This window comes from Longispora fulva (genome assembly GCF_015751905.1).
Taxonomy (GTDB): domain Bacteria; phylum Actinomycetota; class Actinomycetes; order Mycobacteriales; family Micromonosporaceae; genus Longispora; species Longispora fulva.
Genome location: NZ_JADOUF010000001.1, coordinates 3003565 through 3019882, shown reverse-complemented (window position 1 = coordinate 3019882; position 16318 = coordinate 3003565). Strand labels below are relative to the sequence as shown.

Here is a 16318-nt window from a genome sequence, read left to right as displayed (position 1 = left end):
CCCGGACAGCTACCAGGCCAACGGCTGGCGGTCATGGAACAGCTGGCCGGTTGGCCCATCATCGGAGAGCGTCGCGAGCCAGACGAAGGTGTCGGCTGCCTCTTCGGGGGCTCGGTCGGCTTTGCCGTAGGCCATTCGGGTGGCGACCTTGCCGGGTGAGGCCGCGTTGACGAGGATGTTGTCGGATGCAAGTTCGGCGGCGAGTATGCACGTCAGGGCGTTGAGCGCGGTCTTGGACACGCGGTAGGCGACACTGCCGGTCCCCATGCGCGCGAAGGTGGCCATGTGGGTGGTGACGTTGACGATGCGGCCGTAGCCGTTGCGGCGCATCTCAGGGATCGCGGCGGTGCAGCACCGCCAGGCACCGGTAAGGTTGGCGTCGAGGGTTGCCTGGACCTTCTCCATGTCGGCCGATGCGGCGGCCTGCCCGCGGTCGATGGCGACGGCGGCGTTGTTGATCAGGACGTCGAGGCGTCCGTGTTCGTATCCGGCGTCGGCCATGGCCCGTGCGACGCTGGCCGGGTCGGTGACGTCGAGCTGGTGGCCGGACACGGACAGGCCCTCAGCGGTCAGGAGCGCGGCGGTCTCGAAGGCAGCTCGCTCGCTTCGGGCTGCGGCGATGACGTGCAGGCCCTCCTTGGCCAGCCTGCGGGCGATGGCGAGGCCGAGGCCGCGGTTGGCGCCGGTGACCAGTGCGACGCGCTGAACCATGCGTGCTCCCTAGGCTGCGGCCAGTTCGCGGACCTGCTGGGTGAGCAGGTCGACGGCCGGTACGTTGCGGTGGATTTTAATCTTTGCGTGGATGTCGTTGAGCCGCTTCTGGTTGCGCGCCGAGCGAGCGACGGCGATGTCGGGCACGGCTTGGCTGACGAGGGCGCAGGCGTGTTCGACGTCGCCGAGGTTGAGCACCGCATCAGCGTGCCAGATGAGGTAGGTCGCGCGGTCCCGGTTGCGGTCCTCGGGCTGCTGGGCGAGCGCCTGGGTGAGCCATTCGTTCGTGGTCTGGTGGCGGCCGAGTTGCTGGTAGCAGGCGGCGACCTGGGCGCAGTACTCGGAGCGGTCAAAGTACGCCGCCCAGTGCGGCGTCGGCCGGTTCTCCGGACGCTCCATCGCTTGTGATGCGAGGAGGAGTAGCTGCTCGCACTCGCTGGCGTCCCCGAGCATGGCGTGGGTTCGGGCCTGGCGGACGGCCAGCATCGCCACGACCGGGCCCTGCGCGTTGCGAGCGCCCTCAAGGCCGGCTCGGGCGATGCCGAGAGCCTCGGTGGGCCGTTCGGCGTCGACGCGCTGCAAGCTCATGCACTTAAGCACGTTCGCCCCGAGTCCTCGGTCGCCGGCGGTGTGGGCTGCGTGCAGGGCTGCGACCCAGTACCGCTCGGCCGCCGCGTGCCAGCCAGCGTCAAAACTGGTCCAGCCGGCGACACAGCCGAGCTCGCCGGCGACGGTGAACAGCCGTTGGGCGATGTCAGCGGTGTAGGAGCCATGGGCGATCAGATCGGTGACGAGGCGCAGCTCGGTGTCGACGACGCTGCGGATGTTGCCCCCGCCGATGGCGGCCTCGATCTTGCGGAGCTGGGGGAGGCGCTGCTCGAAGCAGGCGACCAGGCCGGCGTCGACTCGGCCGCCGCGGAGCACGGAGACGAGCTGCTGGCTGTCGATGTTGAGCCAGTCGTCGGCCAGGCGGGTGGCGATGCCGGTTCCCATGATCAGGAAGCCGCGGCGGTCTACCATCGCCGACCCAGCGGTGGCGTCGAGCTGGGCGAAGGCTCCGTCGGCTGACCACGGCGTGTCCTGGGTGATCTGGTCGCCGACGGGCAGCCAGCTCGGCCACCCGAGTGCCTGAACCAGCTCGGGCTGTACCCCCAGTTCGCGGGCGAGGGCGAGTTGCGTCTCGACATCGGGTACGACTCCCCAGTTCTCCCACTTCCAAGCCTTCTCGCGGCGGGCGGCCATGTTCCCGACCCGCCAGGCGATGACATCGACGAGATCCTGAAGCGTCCAGCCCCGCTCATGACGAACGTAGCTCAGGGGATGCCTGAGCGCGTCCGGCGAGCTGAGAAGACGTCGTGTCATCTGTTTGGGGACCTCTCTGTCCTAGAGCGACTGTATCGCCATCCGCCCATGACAACGACTGTCGAACGCCGTCTGACGTGCAGAGACAACACGAAGACAACAACGTCATGCTGGCCTCGTCGGCAGCCGGGGGAGTTACCTATAGACGCACCTCTCGTGGTGGTCGGTCGGTGACTCAGCGTACCGCCCGACGCGAGCCAGGAGGGCTCCCGTTCAGCCCGACGACGCGATGGATGTGATCCGCGATGAGCTCAACGATCCTCAGCCAGCCACTCCAGGCCGGAGATGTGGTCCGGCTGACCAAGGCCGCCAGCCCCCAGTTCGGGCGGCCTCTCCTGGTGCGCGTCGTCGCCGTCATTGCCAAGTCCTCGGTCGGTGGCTGGGGCTACCTGGAGGGTTACGTGCTGGACGACCGGGGTGACGCCACGGCCAGGCGCCGGGTGTTCGTCAACTTCGCGGGCCTCAAGCCCCCGGCCACCGGGAACCGAAAGTGACCGCGCCGCCGATGGCGGGCTGCATCCTGCTCGCGACCCTGGCCACCGAGGCGCCTAGCAGCACCGGTCGGTGTCGACACCAGCTGCCGGGACTGCGCGTGGAAAGCGCTACGAGCAGCGAGATCGTTGCGTTCTGGCTGGCCCCGTGGGAGACCTACCGGTTGGTGTTCAACGGGCTGGGCTGGGAGGTCCGCTCCTCTGACTGGCTCATGGCCGAGCGGATCTACTACCTCACCGCCCGCAGCCCATCGCCCCTGGCACTGCCGACCTCGACCGGCGAACAGCTGCCGCTGGACTACGGCTCTGTGTACTTCCTCCAGCACGGCGCCGCCGGCTGGGATGCCTGGCTCATCGGCTGAACCTCAACACGACAAGGACCGCAGCATGACCACCGCCGACACGGCGATCCGCATCGCCGCACTCGACACCTGGTACGACCCCGAATGGGGCTCAGCCTGCGTCATCAGCCTCGAAGCCGCCGGCCCGGACGGCGCACGCCGGTTCTGGCTGGTACCCGGAACCTCCTACAACCTGGCTGCCGAGGACGGCGACTGGTTCGCCGTCGACCCGCAGGACCGACGGCACAAGATCACCCGCAAGGACCGGTCCATCGCCTCGCTGCCGACCGAGCGCGGCGAGTGCTGGCTCAACTCCGACTGCACCTACGAGATCCGCGCCGACGCGACCGCCGGGAAGAAGACGCCCCGGTGGGAGCTGTGGAGCCTGACGTGAGGAGCCCCATGCACCAGATCATCGCCGCGAAGTTTCTGGACGACTTCCTCCTGGTCCGCCCCGGCCACTCCAACGGAATCAAGATCGGCCGCCAACGGTTCGCGGAGATCCAACGTGCCACCGCTGAGGGTGAGTTGGTCCCGCGCTGGCTCGGGGAGGCTGCCCAGACCGGCTGGAGGCTGGACATCGCGACCCAGCCGGCGGCCGAGGCCGTGCTGGTGCGTGAGCCGTCCGATTTCGGCTACAGCCGGGCGTCCTACGAGTTGAACCTGGGCTGCAACTTCGGCTGCGACTTCTGCTACCTCGGGGAGAAGCGCTTCGAGGGCCTGGACCTGGAGGGCCGCCAGCGGCTCCTGCACATCCTGCGTGACGCGGGGGTGCTGTGGGTGCAGCTCACCGGCGGTGAGCCGACGATCGACCAGTTCTTCCCCGAGGTGTACACCCTGGCCTACCAGCTGGGGATGATGATCAGCATCAGCACCAACGGGTCACGGCTGTCGAGCCCGAAGATCTTGGAACTGCTGACCACGATGCGCCCGTACCGGATCACGGTGTCGGTGTACGGGGCGACCGAGGCCACCTACGACGCTGTGACGCGTCGCAAGGGCACGTTCCGGAAGTTCATCGCCGGACTCGACGCGGCGCACGCGGCCGGGCTGCCGCTGCGGTTGAACGTCATCGTGTGCGACGCCAACGCCCACGAGGTCGAGGCGATGGAAGCGCTGGCTGGGCGGTATGACAGCCCGCATCAGGTGTACGCGAACATGTCCCCGACGATCTACGGCGGCCCGGAATCCATCCCCGCCCAGTCGCAGAAGTACCTGCGCGCCCGAAGGCCCTTCACCGGCTGCAACGCCGGACACACCTTCTTCCACGTCGACCCCCACGGCCGCGCCTCGATCTGCAAGGTCGGCCGCGACCCCCAGATCCACCTCATGGACGAGGGCCTGGAGGGACTACGTCGCCTCGGCGGGATCGCCGACGGCCTCATGCTCCGGCAGGGCGCCTGCACCGGGTGCACCTTGCAGGGGACCTGCGGGACCTGCCCGCCCCTGGTGAAGCTCTACCGGCAGGCCAAGGCCCCGCTCAACATGTTCTGCCAACACTGAAGAGGAGGAACGCTCATGTCACCCACCGCACTGCTCGAACTCGGACCGACCCGCCTGACCGAGGGCACCGACGCCGACACCGTCCAGTTCATCGGAGACCTCGACGAGCTCGTCGAGTCGACGATGTGCTCCTGCAACGCCGGCGACGACGCACCCTACTAACCAAACCTCGAGTCGGGGCTGGCGTGTCACAACCAGCCCCGACCACCACCCACGGGGCGATCGGTAACCTTCCCAAAGGCCCTCCGCCCACGACCCACGAGGGAACCATGCAGCGCACCGACTGGACCGACCTACCCGGCAGCGTCCGCGACGCGATCACCGCCCGCACCGGGCCCGTGACCAGTGGCACCACCGCAGCCGAAGGTCTCAACTCCCAGATCGCGGCATTCCTGACCCTGGAATCCGGGGACACGATCTTCGTCAAGGGCCTGCGCCTGGACCACCGCGGCGTCATCACCCAGCGACGAGAAGCAGCCATCAACCCGTACGTGCTGCAGGTGTCTCCCCGGATGCTGTGGCAGGTCGACGTCGACGGCTGGGACCTCCTCGGCTTCGAGTACGTCCAGGGCCGCCACGCCGACTACACGCCCGGCTCGGCGGACCTACCCGGCGTCATCGAGGTCATGAACACCCTAGGCGGGCTGCCGTGCCCGGAGCTGCCCGAGCTCAAGCACGCGCCCCAGCGCTGGGCCAGCTACGCCGCCGACCCCGACGATCTCGCGCTGTTCGAGGGCGACACGCTCCTGCACACCGACTTCAACCCGGTCAACATCCTGATAGGCACTGACGACGCTGCCTGGATCATCGACTGGGCCTGGCCCACCCGAGGCGCGGCCTGGATCGACCCCGCCTGCTTCGTGCTCCGACTCCTGGAAGCTGGGCATACACCCGAACAGGCTGAGGCTATCGCTGCACAGATTCCCGCGTGGAAAGCGGCTCCGGACCGGGCGCTGGACGCGTTCGCCGCCGCAAGCGTCCGCCAGTGGGACGAGATCGCCGCCAATGATCCGGCGGACTGGAAGCAGTGCATGGTTGCCGTCGTCCGCGACTGGGCCCAGTGGCGAGGCATCGCAACCAGTTGACCTCTTAATCAACCAACCCTTCGCGCCATGGCCGGAGGGCTGTCCGCCATGCCGGGCTTCTCAACCCTGCAATTTTGCGCAGCACCATGCAATTAGCTGCCTCGACCTACCGCCGACGAAGAGAGGAACATGAGCGACACATCCGAGACGACGAGCGTCGGACCGGTGATCGGCATCCTCGACACCACGCGCCCGGACCCAACCACCGGCGGCTGCCAGCCTTTTGGGCTCGAACTCCTTGCCGCCGACGGGACACTGGTACCCCAGAACTGGATGACCGCCCAGGGCTCCTTCGAGCTGCGCCACGACGGGACCGGCTGGGTGGTCACCGGCGGGCTCTTGAGCGAGGCAATGGTGCACCGGCTCGCCCGGACGGGCAACTACGCCATCACGGTCCCGACGCTGTTCTGCGACGAAGACCTTGATCCGGCAATCTGCTACCAGCTCATGCCAGTTCCAGGACCAGAGCCCAGCTGGATTCTTGCTCGAACGGCCTCGCCCTTATGAATCCATCTCGCCGGTGGCGGCTCAGGATTGGGCTCTCGCGGCTCGTCGGCGACGGCGCACGAACACCGCTACAACCACGCCCAAGACCCCCAGCACAACGGCAATCGGCACACCGATGATCGCCAGGTAGGTTCCACGCGAAGGACCATAATCATCGGCTGGGTTGCCCGTCGGAGTTCCCAGATCGGGCACAGCACTCGGAGTGCTCGACGATGTCTGCGCGACGAGCGGGTTGGTCGACACCGAGGGGACGTTCTCGGTCAGGGCACGGTAGGGATTGACGGCGCCGAACCCGTACTGGTCGTCCCTGCCGGGCACGCCCTTGTCGTCAGCGGTGCTGATGAGGCGGTTGATGACGTTGTTGGCGTCGAGCTGGCGGTACTGCGACCAGATGAGGGCTGCGGTGGCGGATACGAGCGCGGTGGCGTCGGAGGTGCCGTCGGCCATTGCGTATCGGTTACCGTTTCGGGCCGAGGTGATGTCGACAGCTGGTGCTGCCAGAACGGTTTCGCGCCCGCGGTTCGACGAGGCCCACAGTGCGCCGGCCTTGTCCAGACCGCTGACGGCGATCACGCCCGGATACATCGCGGGGGCCCCGACGGTGGCACCTTCATTGCCGGTGCCCGCGACGACGATCGCCCCCTTGGCGAGCGCGTAGTCGGTGGCCTCGCGCACGCTGGACAGGTCAGCGGATGTCCTGGATACGTTGAGGATCTTCGCACCATGATCCACGGCCCAGTGCATGCCGGTGCCGAGGTCGCCGCCGCTTGCACCGGTGGCGATCCGGACGGGCAGGATCTTGGCCTTCGGAGCCAGCCCCAGTACACCACTGGCATCGCCGTGCCCGTGGCCGGCGATATCGGAAGCCATGGCGGTGCCGTGCCCGTGGGTGTCGGTGCTCCCGTCACCTGTCCCGCCAGTGAGGTCCACACCTGGAAGCACGTTGCCGACGAGATCCGGGTGGGTGGCCTCAACTCCCGAGTCGATGACCGCGACGATGATGCCATCGCCCTGGCTGATTGCCTGCGCTTCGGCGGCGTGGAGAACGGGCAGGTGCCACTGTTTGTCACGAACGCCGTCGGCCCAGGCCGGGGTCGCGGTCAGGATGACCAAGGCGGCCAGGCTGCCCGCGACCGCCCGCCCGAGCCGCCGCTGGTGGCGACCTGTCACGGAGAGGACCTGGGGGCGAGTTGCACACCTGACATTGTCGACCACACCGCCAGCTCGGTGTCGGTGAGCCCGTCGCGCCAGTCCCGGCCGGCCTCGTCTGGTTCGTCGTCGGCGGTGTCGACGTCGATGTACTCCCAGACGTCGTCGGCGGGTCCCGGGCCGGCGTCGGTGGTGATGCCGAGCAGGTCGAACGGCTGTTCCTCGTCTTGACCGAAGGGCTGGTCGGCCTCCTCCCAGCGGTGGGCCTCGGGGGAGTTGTCGTCGCTGGCTCGGCGGCGTCCACCGAGCACGGCCGGTGCGGCGTGGTTGTCGACGGCCAACCAGTCGCCGACCGCACGGCTGGAACGGCGACGGCTCCGCGAGTTTCCAGCGCCCTGTCCGGCACCGGGGACGCCTGGCATCCCCGGACCGCTGCCACCAGATCGCCCGGCACCTGCGCTCGTGCCGAACGGAACCCCGGGACCTGGCCCTCTACCAGCTCCGAACCCGGAGGGCCCCAGCGGGTCCGCAGGCGAGCTGCCGCCCATCACAGGTCCGCCATTCGGACCGAGGTTGATGCCGCCAAGGCCCGAAGGCCCGCCGCTGGTGACCGCTCCGCCGAAACCGCCCGGTCCACCGCCGCCGGCCAGCCCACCTCCGCCACCGGCTGGGGGTCGCTCCGGGATCCCTGGTGGTATCTCGATGGGCGGTTCGTCTCGGGGCGTCGTTCCGTGCTCACCTGGCGAGGGCGCTGGCGCGCCCGGACTTGGTGGTGTTCCGGGAGTGCCCGGTGCTGCGTGACCAGGCGTTTCGCCCGCATCGGTGCTGGTCCAGTCGGGATGGGGTTCGCCGCCGGCGACCGGTCGCTCATTCCCGTAAATCGCCGTGCCCAGTTGTGGGCTCTGCATCCGGGAGTGGCTGGTCTGGTAGTCGCCGTCGAGCGCTGTGATGATGTCCTGGGCCGCGGCGGCTTTGGCTTCTGTGGTGCTGGGGTCGTTCTCGATCGCGTCGAGTTTGGTCTGGGCCTCGGTGAGCGCGGCGGCGGCGTTGGTGACCATTCCGTGGTTGTGCTGGTACGTGCCTGCTTCGCGTTCGAGGTTGGCAGCGTGGTTGTGCAGGGCCGACGCGATCGTCGAACCGGTCGCGTCCGGCCAGATCCGGGCCAGCTCGTCGGCCTCGCGGCGCACAGTCGAGGCGCGCTCGTGCAGGCCGCGCGACAGGGTCAGCCAGGCGTCGGCGTTGTTGCGCAGCTGCTGCGGGTCGTCGGCGCGGATCATCTTGGCCAGCTGGGCGAACAGCCCGCGGCTGTCGAGGCTGGGCCCGTTGTCTTCTGCCATCACCACACCTCACCGGAACGCTCGACCCCATCGGCCGAGGCCATGTCCGCGCCGCCGGTGGACCGCACAGCTGTCGTGGCTTTGCTGATAAGGCTGGCGAAGTCGGTGTCCATCGACCGCACGACCACGTGGGCGTCCTTGATGCCGCTCCCGCAGCGTCGTGCCAGCTCCAACGCCGAGGCCAGCCCCGAACCGGCAGCGAACTGCCGGGCGTCGGCGTCGAAATCATGCTGCTTCTTGCCTGTCTGCTCGTCGACGACGCGTGCGCCCGTGAGCACCGCATCCAAGCCGTCCAACCGGCCGAGCAGTGCTGCGACTGCCACTGGGTCGAGGCTGGTGCCACCGCTGGTCCCCGTCATCCGGTGTCCCTCCCCTTGTGCCGACCGGGCACCCGTCGATGGGTAGGCGGCGGCAGCGACCACTGTAGGGGGATGGTGCAAGTCGGGCAACACACAGTCCGGTGGCCCGATAGGCCGCACCGAGCGGGTTGCGGTCCTTCGTCCGTTCCGGCAGGCTTGCCGACGAGTCAGCGAAGCAGCCGAGACCGGGGGGTAGGCATTCGTGCGAGACCGTGAGACAGCGGGCGGTCAGACCGTCGTTGACCCCGGCGCACTACGGCAACTGGGCGGTGAGGTCTCCGGTGCCGCCGCAGCGGTGGGCAACGCCCACTCCAAAGCCCAGCACCGCCTCGCCGCAACCGAGCAGGCCACCGGGTCACAAGCCCTGGATGCCGCCCGCACAGCCGCGACCCGCTGGTACACGACCCTCGCCACGACCGCTTCGCGGCTGGCGACCGCAGGAACGAACCTGACCGCGGCGGCCAACGCCTACGACCAGGCGGACACCCGGGCCGCCGACCACCACCGCCAGCTGCACCAGCTTCTGGACCCTGACACCGGCAGGCCGCAGCGGTGAGCGACCTGACGATCCCGCAGCTCCTGGCGTTGAATCCCGACGAGCTGCATCTCCTGCCGACCGGTTGGTCGACCATCGCTGGTGCGCTGACCAGTGCCGCCGGTGACGCGGATCGAGCCAACCGGCGGCTCCCGCAGGTGTGGAGCAAAGGCCAGGCCGCGGCTTCCGCCAGCGGTGCGCTGTTCGCGCTGGGAGATGACCTCGAAGCGGCGGAGAACGCCACCCGTCAGATCGGCTTGGCGCTGGACGCCTACGCCCACGGCATGATCACGCTCCGCCGCCGGGCGTTGCAGGTGATCAGCGAAGCAGAAGACGCCGGCTACGGGATCGACCCGAAGACCGGGACGATCACCCCACCCGAGTCCGGCCCCGGCAACATGGGCCGCCCGACCATGTCGGCCCGCACCCTGCTGCAGCACCTCGCCGACATCACCACCCAGGCCCGCAGCCTCGACGCCACCACCGCAGCCAGGATCACCGCCAACACCCCCAGCCCCGACGGAGTCATCCCACAGCGCACCGGCCGCGGCCTGGTCGACCGGGCGGCGGTAGAAGCACAACGTGGACGGGACCCCAAGGGGGTGTACGCCTGGTGGCAGGGCCTCAGCCCGGAGGAACGCGGGTACGCCATCACCGCCTACCCGGAACTGATCGGATGGCTTAACGGGGTGCCTGCCCGCGACCGGGACCAGGCCAACCGCATCGTCCTGGCCGACGCCCGGGCCGCGATACCCGTCCAGCGCGCCGACGCCGAAGCCCAACTCGCAGCCGTACGGCTCGCGCTGGCCGAAGCCCGCACCCACACCTCCACGACCGACCCGTACGCGGCCGACAAGCTCGGGCAGGAGGAAGCGCGGCTGATGACGACCATCGCCAACCTCGACGCCCGCGACTCAGCCCTCGGGAAGATCGACAGCAGGATCAACGGAGCCGGTGACCCGCCTGCGTTTCTTCTCGGCCTGGACACCGTCACCCACGATGGCCGAGCGATCGTCGCCATCGGCGACCCGGACACCGCAGCGCACACAGCCACACTGGTCCCTGGCGTCGGAACCACGATGAACAGCATCGGCGGACAGATGGACCGGGCCGCCCAACTGCAGGGCTCGGCATCGAAGTTCGCAGAAGGCACCGGGCAGGTCTCGGTCGTGACGTGGATCGGCTACGACGCACCCGAGTGGGATGGCTCCGCCGCAGCATCCGACCGTGCGAAACAGGGCGGTGCGGCGCTAGACCAGTTCGTCGGAGGGCTCCGCGCCAGCCACGAAGGGCCGCCGACCCACTTCACCGCCGTGGGGCACAGCTACGGTTCTACCGTGATCGGCCAGGCGACCCAAGTCGGGCACCTCGCCGTCGACGACATCGTGACCGCAGGCAGCCCCGGCATGGACGTCAACTCCGCCCGCGACCTGCACATCGACCCACGGCACGTCTACGCCGGGGCGGCCAGCGAAGACGTCGTCACAATGGCCGGCCCACTCGCGCACAACACAGCCCCGTCCGACGAGATGTTCGGCGCCAACCGGTACAACGTCGACACCAGCGGCCACAGCGGCTACTGGGACCCGGACAGCGATAGCCTGCACAACCAGGGCGCGATCATCGGCGGCCAGCCGAGAAAGGCCAATCTCACTGTGGAGGCTGCGCCGTGATCTCGAAGAGATCGACCAAGTTGACCCGAGGCGTTGCTACCGCGCTCACGGCATTGCTGCTCCTCGCGGGATGCGGCACATCCGACAAGGAGAAGCCCTTGCAGACCCGGAGCAAGGACGACGCCGCCAAGCAGGTCGAGACGTATTTCCGCGACCTGGCGGTACTCGTCACCGGTAACCCCGAGGCACCCAGCAAGAAGTTCGGCCTCGGACCGGCGCCTTGCGAGGGCCGCAACGGTGAGGCGGCCAAGGACGACCGGTTCTATGTCCTCGGGACCTACAGCCTTCGTCTGTCCTCAGAGCAGCACAAGGCGGCGCTGGACAAGTTGCGCGAGGACTGGCGCAACAAGCACTACGAGATCACTGAAGATCTTCATCAGGTGAAGGACGGCACGTGGTCGATCACCGTGCGCAACCCGGCTGACGGATTCAATATCAATGCTGACGAGCCCAACGATGAGAATATTGGGTTCATGATTACGTCTCCCTGCTACTTGCCGAACAGTTCATAGACTCCGGGTCAAGCGGCTCGCGGCTTAGTGCAAGGGAGCACACCGAACAAGCGTGGATCAGCACGGCTCTGGGGGAGTTCGACCGAGGTGTGCTGTTTCTAATCCGCTGGGTCTGGCTCCAGTTCGCGCCAGTCGATAGTCGCGAATCCGAGTTCCTTGTTGGTCCACAGGTCGATCAAGCCGCGTGGCGCGTCAGGCTAGAGTCGCGAACTGCATCAGTCCGATTCTCTCCGCAGAATGCTCGCAATGATTCGGGCGGTCATTCGTCAGGGCAAATTCACGAGAGCCGGTGAGTTGAGTGGGTGAGGAATTGCGTGATGAAACTACTGAACATTGTTGAGGTAGTAGTTGTCATCGCCCAGGCTCTGGATCAGAATCCACATGGTGCCTTCGGCCGTCTTGCCAAGTGCGGTGCGCGTATAGAGCGTTGCGTTGAGCGTGGTGTCCGGATTGGTCACCACGCTAAGATCGACGATAGCATTGGTGGTTTCGAACCCGGGGATTGGCCCGTTCGCGTGAATCACGGCGGCGTCAGCCTCGAAAGCTTCATGGAAGCGAGTATCGGCCTGAGCTAGCAGCCACAAGTTGCCCTGCTCGATCGCCCGTGTGCGTATGGTCCAGGCACGTTGGACGTATTGCTCTGGACTAGCGTTCGCCGCCAGATCCGGTGGCAGGGCCGTTGCACCCGCCCTCGGGTCGCAGATTCCCAGCCCCATCGGCTCGATGCCGCACCAGACCTGAAGGTCGGCGGGTGGCAGAGCGTTGGGATCATGTTGGGTCGGCGAAGTGGTGCCCGGTCGGGCCGATGCCGTTGCGACTGGCGGATTGCGTGGGGTCACAGTCTTGGCATTGCCGCCGTGGTTTTGCCGCGAGGGAAAAACCCAGATGCCAGCAACGAGAGCCAAGAAGATCAAAAAACCAATGATCTTGGTCCAAAGGCCAAATCCCAGCTTGAAACGCCGGGGCGGCGGTTTGGGGATCTGGGGAGTCATCGGAAACATAGCGCCCACATTCTTTACCGCGCTTGTCGGGCTCGTCCGGCGGGGTGATATAGCAAGCTTACTTCCTGTACGCGTCGGCTGGGTCGTATGATTTGAATATGGTTTGCGTAGCCGACCTCGTGAGGCGCCTGTCTCAAAAGGAAGACCTGGCACTCGTGTTTGCCGGCTGCGCAAAGTCGAACCCCTGCATGTGGCGTTGCAGCATGTTCTTCACGCTCGACCGCGAGATTCCGAACTTGTCGGCGAAGACCTGGATGGTCGCGCCGCCTAAACGCATCGAGATCATGGTCGGAATGGCGTCGGGCGGCAGACGGTCGCTGAGCCTCTGCGGACTGGGCGGGATCGTCGGGCCGCCCCACGTGTCCGTCCCCCGCATGCCTTGGGCGGTGGACTGGTCATTTGAAGCGATGCGTTTGTGCAGGTCAAGTAGGGGATTGAGCAACCATCGCGGTTCCAGTAGCGAGCCAGTAGGTCCGCTCTTGACCCCCGGTGTTGGAACCACGATGAATTCCATCGGCGGACAGATGGACCGGGCCGCACTACCGGTGCACCGGCGGGATCGCCAAGCCCGCCATGCTGAACAGCAGGGCGAGTGTGAACATCGTGTAGGTGACGACGTCGACGGCGGGGCCGGTCAGCGTGGAGCTGCCCGCGGCGGGGTTGAAGATGTAGGCGAGGCGGCGTAGCCGACGCCCTGGGCCGCGCCCAGACTCAGAGCAATGGTCCGTCTGGAACGGACCCCGTTTGGTTCGCTGCCACCGCCGCCAGAACAGGCTGGTGGCGGCTGCGCTCCACCGCGCTGTTTGGCACGCCGGCGTCGGCGGCCAGCCCGGCCCAGCCGGCCGCGCTGGCAAGCTACGTGGACGCGGGCGTCTCCATCCGGGTGACGACCCCCGGCTACATCGCGCACGTGGATTACTGGAGCGGGACCCTGCTCAAGAACGACGCGTCGTTCAAGCTTCGGCCCGGGCTGGCGGGAACCTGCTACTCGTTCGAGCCCGTGAACTACCCGGGCTACTACCTCCGCCACCGTGACGGCGAGGTCTGGATCGACCCGTACCAGGGCACCAGCCTGTTCGCGTATGACGCCTCGTGGTGGCTGGAGACCCCCGCCTGGGTCGACCGGTAACCATCCCCGCTGACCGCGCCGATCGGCCGTCCGCGTCGCTCACGCGTCGGACGGCCGATCGGGGCTCGGCATCGCGGCCGACACCGGCGCGCGTCGGATCGAAGACTCGGAAGTCTCCACCCGCTCCGGCCCGACCCTGAGGTGTCCGACGGTGGTCAGTTCCGGGCCGCGGTGTCGGGCTCCTCGGTGCGCCGGGCGAGGCGGCCGGTCGCGTCGAGTTCCCGCAGCCGCGAGTCCTCCTCCCGGGCCCACCGGCGCACCCGTTCGGGGTCAAGTGCCGGCCCGTGCCCGACGTGCAGGGTGGTCGGCTGGAGCGCGAGCATCCTCTGCAGGCTGGCCAGGTTCCCGCGCGCGTCGTCGTGGAAGGGCGGGTTGGCGGGCCGGCCGGGGATGAGTCCCATGAAGGCGTTGGCGACCAGGTCCCCGGCGACGAGGTCGCCGGAGTCCAGGAGGACGGAGACCGAGCCGGCGGTGTGTCCGGGGGTGGGCATGATCCGGCCGTCGACGCCGTAGTCGCTCAGGTTCAGCTCGCCGGTGAGGAGCACGTCCGGCTCGACCTCCTCGACGGGGATGTGCAGCCGCTTGTTCGCCGCCATGGCCCGCCCCATCGGCCCGGTCGGCAGGTAGGGCTTGCGAACCTGGCCGGTGCGGTACTGGGCGAGGTCCCCGACGTGCCCGGCGACGGGCGCCCCGGTGAGCCGGCGTAGCTCGGTGGCGGCGCCGAAGTGGTCGATGTGCGCGTGGGTGAGGACGATCAGGGCGATGTCCTTGGGGTCCACCCCGTGCTGGGCGACCTGGTCGTAGATCTTGCGTCCGTTCCCGGGAAGCCCGGCGTCCACGACGATCGGCCGCCGGCCCAGGACGAGGTAGGTGTTGATGCCTCGTTTGCCGAGTACGGGCATGGGAATGACAGCAGTGCTGGACATGGTTTCTCCCGATGGATGTCGTGCGGGGTGAAGGGTGTCGTCAGTCCTCAAACGGTGCGGCGGCGACCAGGTCGAGGAGCCCGTGGTCGCGGACGAGGACCGCGATCCGCGAGTCGGGCCGTGCCGCCGCCTCGTGGCCGAACGCCGCGGTCACGAATGCGGTGAAGCCGTGGCGGGGATGGTCGTCGAGGACGTCGGCGACGAATCGCGGCGTCAGTTGGTCGAGGCGCGCCCCGACGACGTCGGCCACGGCGCCGAGGTGGACGGCCACCACCTCCGGCCTGGGGTCGGTGGCCGAGGTCAGCTCCAGGTGCAGGGCGATCGCGTCGTGCACCAGTTCGGCCAGGTCCGGGCCGGCTCCGCGGGCGAGCAGCCCCTGCTGGGCCAGCCGTGCTCCGTGCGCCTGGAACGGGACCGTGGGGTCGTCGTAGGCGCTGGTCAGGGCCAGGTCGTGCAGCGCGGCGGCGATGAACACCGCTTCGGCGTCGACGGCACGCCGCTGGTTTTCGAGAAGGGCCATGCCGAAGTGGTACGTCCTGTGGCAGTGCGCCACCAGCGTCGGCGCGCACGCGGCGCGCAGCAGCTCGTCGGCGGCCCGGGCGAGGGGCGAGTCAGGAAATTGCACGGGATTCACCTCTCTGGTCGTGGTCGAAGGCGGCCGGCGAGCGGAAGCGTCGCCGGTACTCCGCCGGGGTGGTGCCGAGCCGGCTGCGGAAGGCCCGGTGCAGCGTCTCCACCGATCCCAGCCCGCTGGCGGTCGCGATCTCGGGCAGGCCGTGGTCGGTGTCCTCCAGGAGCCGGCGGGCGGCCTCGACCCGGGAGGCCTCCACGTAGGACGCCGGTGTGTCGCCGGTCCGCTGCCGGAACAGCCGGGCGAAGTGCCGCACGCTCAGGTGCAGCCGCCCGGCGAGGACCTCGGCGGATAGGTCGCCGGTCAGGTGGTCGGCGATCCACAGCCGCAGCGCGTCGATCCTGTCCCCGGAGGGTGCCTGCACCGACAGCGGCACGCTGAACTGGCTCTGCCCGCCGGGACGTTTCACGTACATCACCATCATCCGGGCGGTGGCCAATGCCACGGCCTGCCCGTGGTCCTCGGCGACCATCGCCAGCGCCAGGTCCATGCCCGAGGTGACGCCGGCGCACGTCCAGATCCGCCCGGCCTTGATGAAGATCGGATCAGGATCAACGACGATTTTCGGGTACTCCGCGGCCAGCCGCCCGGCCGTCAGCCAGTGCGTGGTCGCGGGCAGCCCGTCGAGCAGTCCCGCCTCGGCCAGCAGGTGCGCCCCCGCGCACACCGACGCGACCCGCCGGGCCCGTGGCGCGGCCGTGCGCAGCCAGTCGACGACCGTCGCGTCGACCACGGCCTCCACGGCGGGGCCGTCATGGCGCATCGCGCCCGACACGAGCAGGGTGTCCACGTGCCCGTCGACGTCCGCCAGGGTCAGGTCGGCGACGAGCCGGACCCCGCTGGACGTGCGCACGGCACCGGCGTTGGTGGCGGCGATCTCCACGTGGTATCCGCGCCGGCCGGCCCCGATGACGTGGGACGCGACGGAGAAGACCTCCGCCGGCCCCGTGACGTCGAGGAGTTCGACGCCAGGGAACACCGCTATGACGACTCTGTGTGTTTCAGGCACGCCTAGATGCTTCAGGAACCCCGGCATGGCCGCAATGACCAGCTTCTGTCACATCCG

Annotated in this window: 21 protein-coding genes; 11 read left to right on the top strand and 10 right to left on the bottom strand. The window is 68.3% G+C overall.

The features are described from left to right. Positions 1-9 precede the first annotated feature (9 nt). Positions 10-711 carry an SDR family NAD(P)-dependent oxidoreductase gene (locus tag IW245_RS13340; protein WP_197003494.1) on the bottom strand — a complete coding sequence of 234 codons (702 nt, stop codon included), beginning with the start codon at positions 709-711 and terminating at the stop codon, positions 10-12. A 9-nt stretch (positions 712-720) separates the two neighbouring features. Then, the gene (locus IW245_RS13335) at positions 721-2073 is read right to left on the bottom strand and encodes an NsdA family TPR-like regulatory protein (RefSeq protein ID WP_197003493.1); all 1353 of its coding nucleotides are present in this window, start codon (positions 2071-2073) and stop codon (positions 721-723) included. A gap of 245 nt (positions 2074-2318) precedes the next feature. On the opposite strand from IW245_RS13335, the gene IW245_RS13330 reads away from it, so the two are divergent. From IW245_RS13330 to IW245_RS13300, 7 genes are all read left to right on the top strand, one after another. Then, positions 2319-2567, top strand: a complete 249-nt coding sequence (locus IW245_RS13330) for a hypothetical protein (protein WP_197003492.1) — start codon at positions 2319-2321, stop codon at positions 2565-2567. 98 nt (positions 2568-2665) lie between these two features. Next, the gene (locus IW245_RS13325) at positions 2666-2926 is read left to right on the top strand and encodes a hypothetical protein (protein ID WP_197003491.1); all 261 of its coding nucleotides are present in this window, start codon (positions 2666-2668) and stop codon (positions 2924-2926) included. A gap of 25 nt (positions 2927-2951) precedes the next feature. After that, on the top strand, positions 2952-3299 hold the full coding sequence (locus tag IW245_RS13320; protein WP_197003490.1) for a hypothetical protein: 348 nt from the start codon (positions 2952-2954) through the stop codon (positions 3297-3299). After that, positions 3296-4408 carry a radical SAM protein gene (locus tag IW245_RS13315; protein ID WP_197003489.1) on the top strand — a complete coding sequence of 371 codons (1113 nt, stop codon included), beginning with the start codon at positions 3296-3298 and terminating at the stop codon, positions 4406-4408. Before IW245_RS13320 ends, IW245_RS13315 begins: the two co-directional genes overlap by 4 nt. A gap of 15 nt (positions 4409-4423) precedes the next feature. After that, positions 4424-4570, top strand: coding sequence for a hypothetical protein (locus tag IW245_RS13310; protein ID WP_197003488.1), 147 nt, complete (start codon positions 4424-4426; stop codon positions 4568-4570). 107 nt (positions 4571-4677) lie between these two features. Beyond that, the gene (locus IW245_RS13305; protein ID WP_197003487.1) at positions 4678-5493 is read left to right on the top strand and encodes a phosphotransferase family protein; all 816 of its coding nucleotides are present in this window, start codon (positions 4678-4680) and stop codon (positions 5491-5493) included. Positions 5494-5622: 129 nt separating this feature from the next. Next, entirely contained in the window at positions 5623-6000 is a 378-nt protein-coding gene (locus IW245_RS13300) for a hypothetical protein (RefSeq protein ID WP_197003486.1), read from the top strand. Between the two features lie 21 nt (positions 6001-6021). Here the strand turns inward: IW245_RS13300 and IW245_RS13295 are convergent, their stop codons facing one another. Genes IW245_RS13295 through IW245_RS13285 form a run of 3 tightly spaced genes read right to left on the bottom strand, consistent with a single transcriptional unit; the run spans position 6022 to position 8845 of the window. Beyond that, positions 6022-7113 (bottom strand): S8 family serine peptidase, encoded by a 1092-nt coding sequence (locus tag IW245_RS13295; RefSeq protein WP_197003485.1) that lies wholly within the window; start codon positions 7111-7113, stop codon positions 6022-6024. A 53-nt stretch (positions 7114-7166) separates the two neighbouring features. Further along, positions 7167-8486, bottom strand: a complete 1320-nt coding sequence (locus tag IW245_RS13290) for a hypothetical protein (RefSeq protein WP_197003484.1) — start codon at positions 8484-8486, stop codon at positions 7167-7169. Then, a complete protein-coding gene (locus IW245_RS13285; protein ID WP_197003483.1) occupies positions 8486-8845 on the bottom strand; it encodes a hypothetical protein in 360 nt (119 codons plus the stop codon). The genes IW245_RS13290 and IW245_RS13285 overlap by 1 nt, the downstream gene beginning before the upstream one ends. 202 nt (positions 8846-9047) lie before the next feature. Here IW245_RS13285 and IW245_RS13280 point away from each other — a divergent pair, with 202 nt between their 5' ends. From IW245_RS13280 to IW245_RS13270, 3 genes are read left to right on the top strand one after another with little or no spacing between them, the layout of a single operon-like run. Then, on the top strand, positions 9048-9401 hold the full coding sequence (locus IW245_RS13280; RefSeq protein ID WP_197003482.1) for a WXG100 family type VII secretion target: 354 nt from the start codon (positions 9048-9050) through the stop codon (positions 9399-9401). Then, positions 9398-11053, top strand: a complete 1656-nt coding sequence (locus IW245_RS13275; protein WP_197003481.1) for an alpha/beta hydrolase — start codon at positions 9398-9400, stop codon at positions 11051-11053. The genes IW245_RS13280 and IW245_RS13275 overlap by 4 nt, the downstream gene beginning before the upstream one ends. Beyond that, positions 11050-11565, top strand: coding sequence for a hypothetical protein (locus tag IW245_RS13270; protein ID WP_197003480.1), 516 nt, complete (start codon positions 11050-11052; stop codon positions 11563-11565). The genes IW245_RS13275 and IW245_RS13270 overlap by 4 nt, the downstream gene beginning before the upstream one ends. 323 nt (positions 11566-11888) lie before the next feature. On the opposite strand, the gene IW245_RS13265 is transcribed toward IW245_RS13270, so the two are convergent. Next, the gene (locus IW245_RS13265; protein WP_197003479.1) at positions 11889-12557 is read right to left on the bottom strand and encodes a hypothetical protein; all 669 of its coding nucleotides are present in this window, start codon (positions 12555-12557) and stop codon (positions 11889-11891) included. Between the two features lie 142 nt (positions 12558-12699). Beyond that, the gene (locus IW245_RS13260) at positions 12700-13080 is read right to left on the bottom strand and encodes a hypothetical protein (protein ID WP_197003478.1); all 381 of its coding nucleotides are present in this window, start codon (positions 13078-13080) and stop codon (positions 12700-12702) included. Positions 13081-13425: 345 nt separating this feature from the next. Here IW245_RS13260 and IW245_RS13255 point away from each other — a divergent pair, with 345 nt between their 5' ends. Next, positions 13426-13695, top strand: a complete 270-nt coding sequence (locus tag IW245_RS13255; RefSeq protein WP_197003477.1) for an AbfB domain-containing protein — start codon at positions 13426-13428, stop codon at positions 13693-13695. A gap of 155 nt (positions 13696-13850) precedes the next feature. Here IW245_RS13255 and IW245_RS13250 read toward each other — a convergent pair whose 3' ends face one another. From IW245_RS13250 to IW245_RS13240, 3 genes are read right to left on the bottom strand one after another with little or no spacing between them, the layout of a single operon-like run. Next, positions 13851-14621 carry an MBL fold metallo-hydrolase gene (locus tag IW245_RS13250; RefSeq protein ID WP_197003476.1) on the bottom strand — a complete coding sequence of 257 codons (771 nt, stop codon included), beginning with the start codon at positions 14619-14621 and terminating at the stop codon, positions 13851-13853. Positions 14622-14661: 40 nt separating this feature from the next. After that, entirely contained in the window at positions 14662-15246 is a 585-nt protein-coding gene (locus IW245_RS13245) for an HD domain-containing protein (RefSeq protein WP_197003475.1), read from the bottom strand. Continuing rightward, a complete protein-coding gene (locus IW245_RS13240; RefSeq protein WP_233472998.1) occupies positions 15233-16261 on the bottom strand; it encodes a GlxA family transcriptional regulator in 1029 nt (342 codons plus the stop codon). The genes IW245_RS13245 and IW245_RS13240 overlap by 14 nt, the downstream gene beginning before the upstream one ends. Between the last annotated feature and the right edge of the window lie 57 nt (positions 16262-16318).

What these genes read in the sequence shown, in the direction of transcription:
- IW245_RS13335 (WP_197003493.1), bottom strand. Translation starts at nt 2,073, where the DNA reads ATGACACGACGTCTTCTCAGCTCGCCGGACGCGCTCAGGCATCCCCTG.
- IW245_RS13260 (WP_197003478.1), bottom strand. Translation starts at nt 13,080, where the DNA reads ATGGAATTCATCGTGGTTCCAACACCGGGGGTCAAGAGCGGACCTACT.
- IW245_RS13290 (WP_197003484.1), bottom strand. Translation starts at nt 8,486, where the DNA reads ATGGCAGAAGACAACGGGCCCAGCCTCGACAGCCGCGGGCTGTTCGCC.
- IW245_RS13265 (WP_197003479.1), bottom strand. Translation starts at nt 12,557, where the DNA reads ATGACTCCCCAGATCCCCAAACCGCCGCCCCGGCGTTTCAAGCTGGGA.
- IW245_RS13340 (WP_197003494.1), bottom strand. Translation starts at nt 711, where the DNA reads ATGGTTCAGCGCGTCGCACTGGTCACCGGCGCCAACCGCGGCCTCGGC.
- IW245_RS13305 (WP_197003487.1), top strand. Translation starts at nt 4,678, where the DNA reads ATGCAGCGCACCGACTGGACCGACCTACCCGGCAGCGTCCGCGACGCG.
- IW245_RS13310 (WP_197003488.1), top strand. Translation starts at nt 4,424, where the DNA reads ATGTCACCCACCGCACTGCTCGAACTCGGACCGACCCGCCTGACCGAG.
- IW245_RS13330 (WP_197003492.1), top strand. Translation starts at nt 2,319, where the DNA reads ATGAGCTCAACGATCCTCAGCCAGCCACTCCAGGCCGGAGATGTGGTC.
- IW245_RS13250 (WP_197003476.1), bottom strand. Translation starts at nt 14,621, where the DNA reads ATGTCCAGCACTGCTGTCATTCCCATGCCCGTACTCGGCAAACGAGGC.
- IW245_RS13320 (WP_197003490.1), top strand. Translation starts at nt 2,952, where the DNA reads ATGACCACCGCCGACACGGCGATCCGCATCGCCGCACTCGACACCTGG.
- IW245_RS13300 (WP_197003486.1), top strand. Translation starts at nt 5,623, where the DNA reads ATGAGCGACACATCCGAGACGACGAGCGTCGGACCGGTGATCGGCATC.
- IW245_RS13285 (WP_197003483.1), bottom strand. Translation starts at nt 8,845, where the DNA reads ATGACGGGGACCAGCGGTGGCACCAGCCTCGACCCAGTGGCAGTCGCA.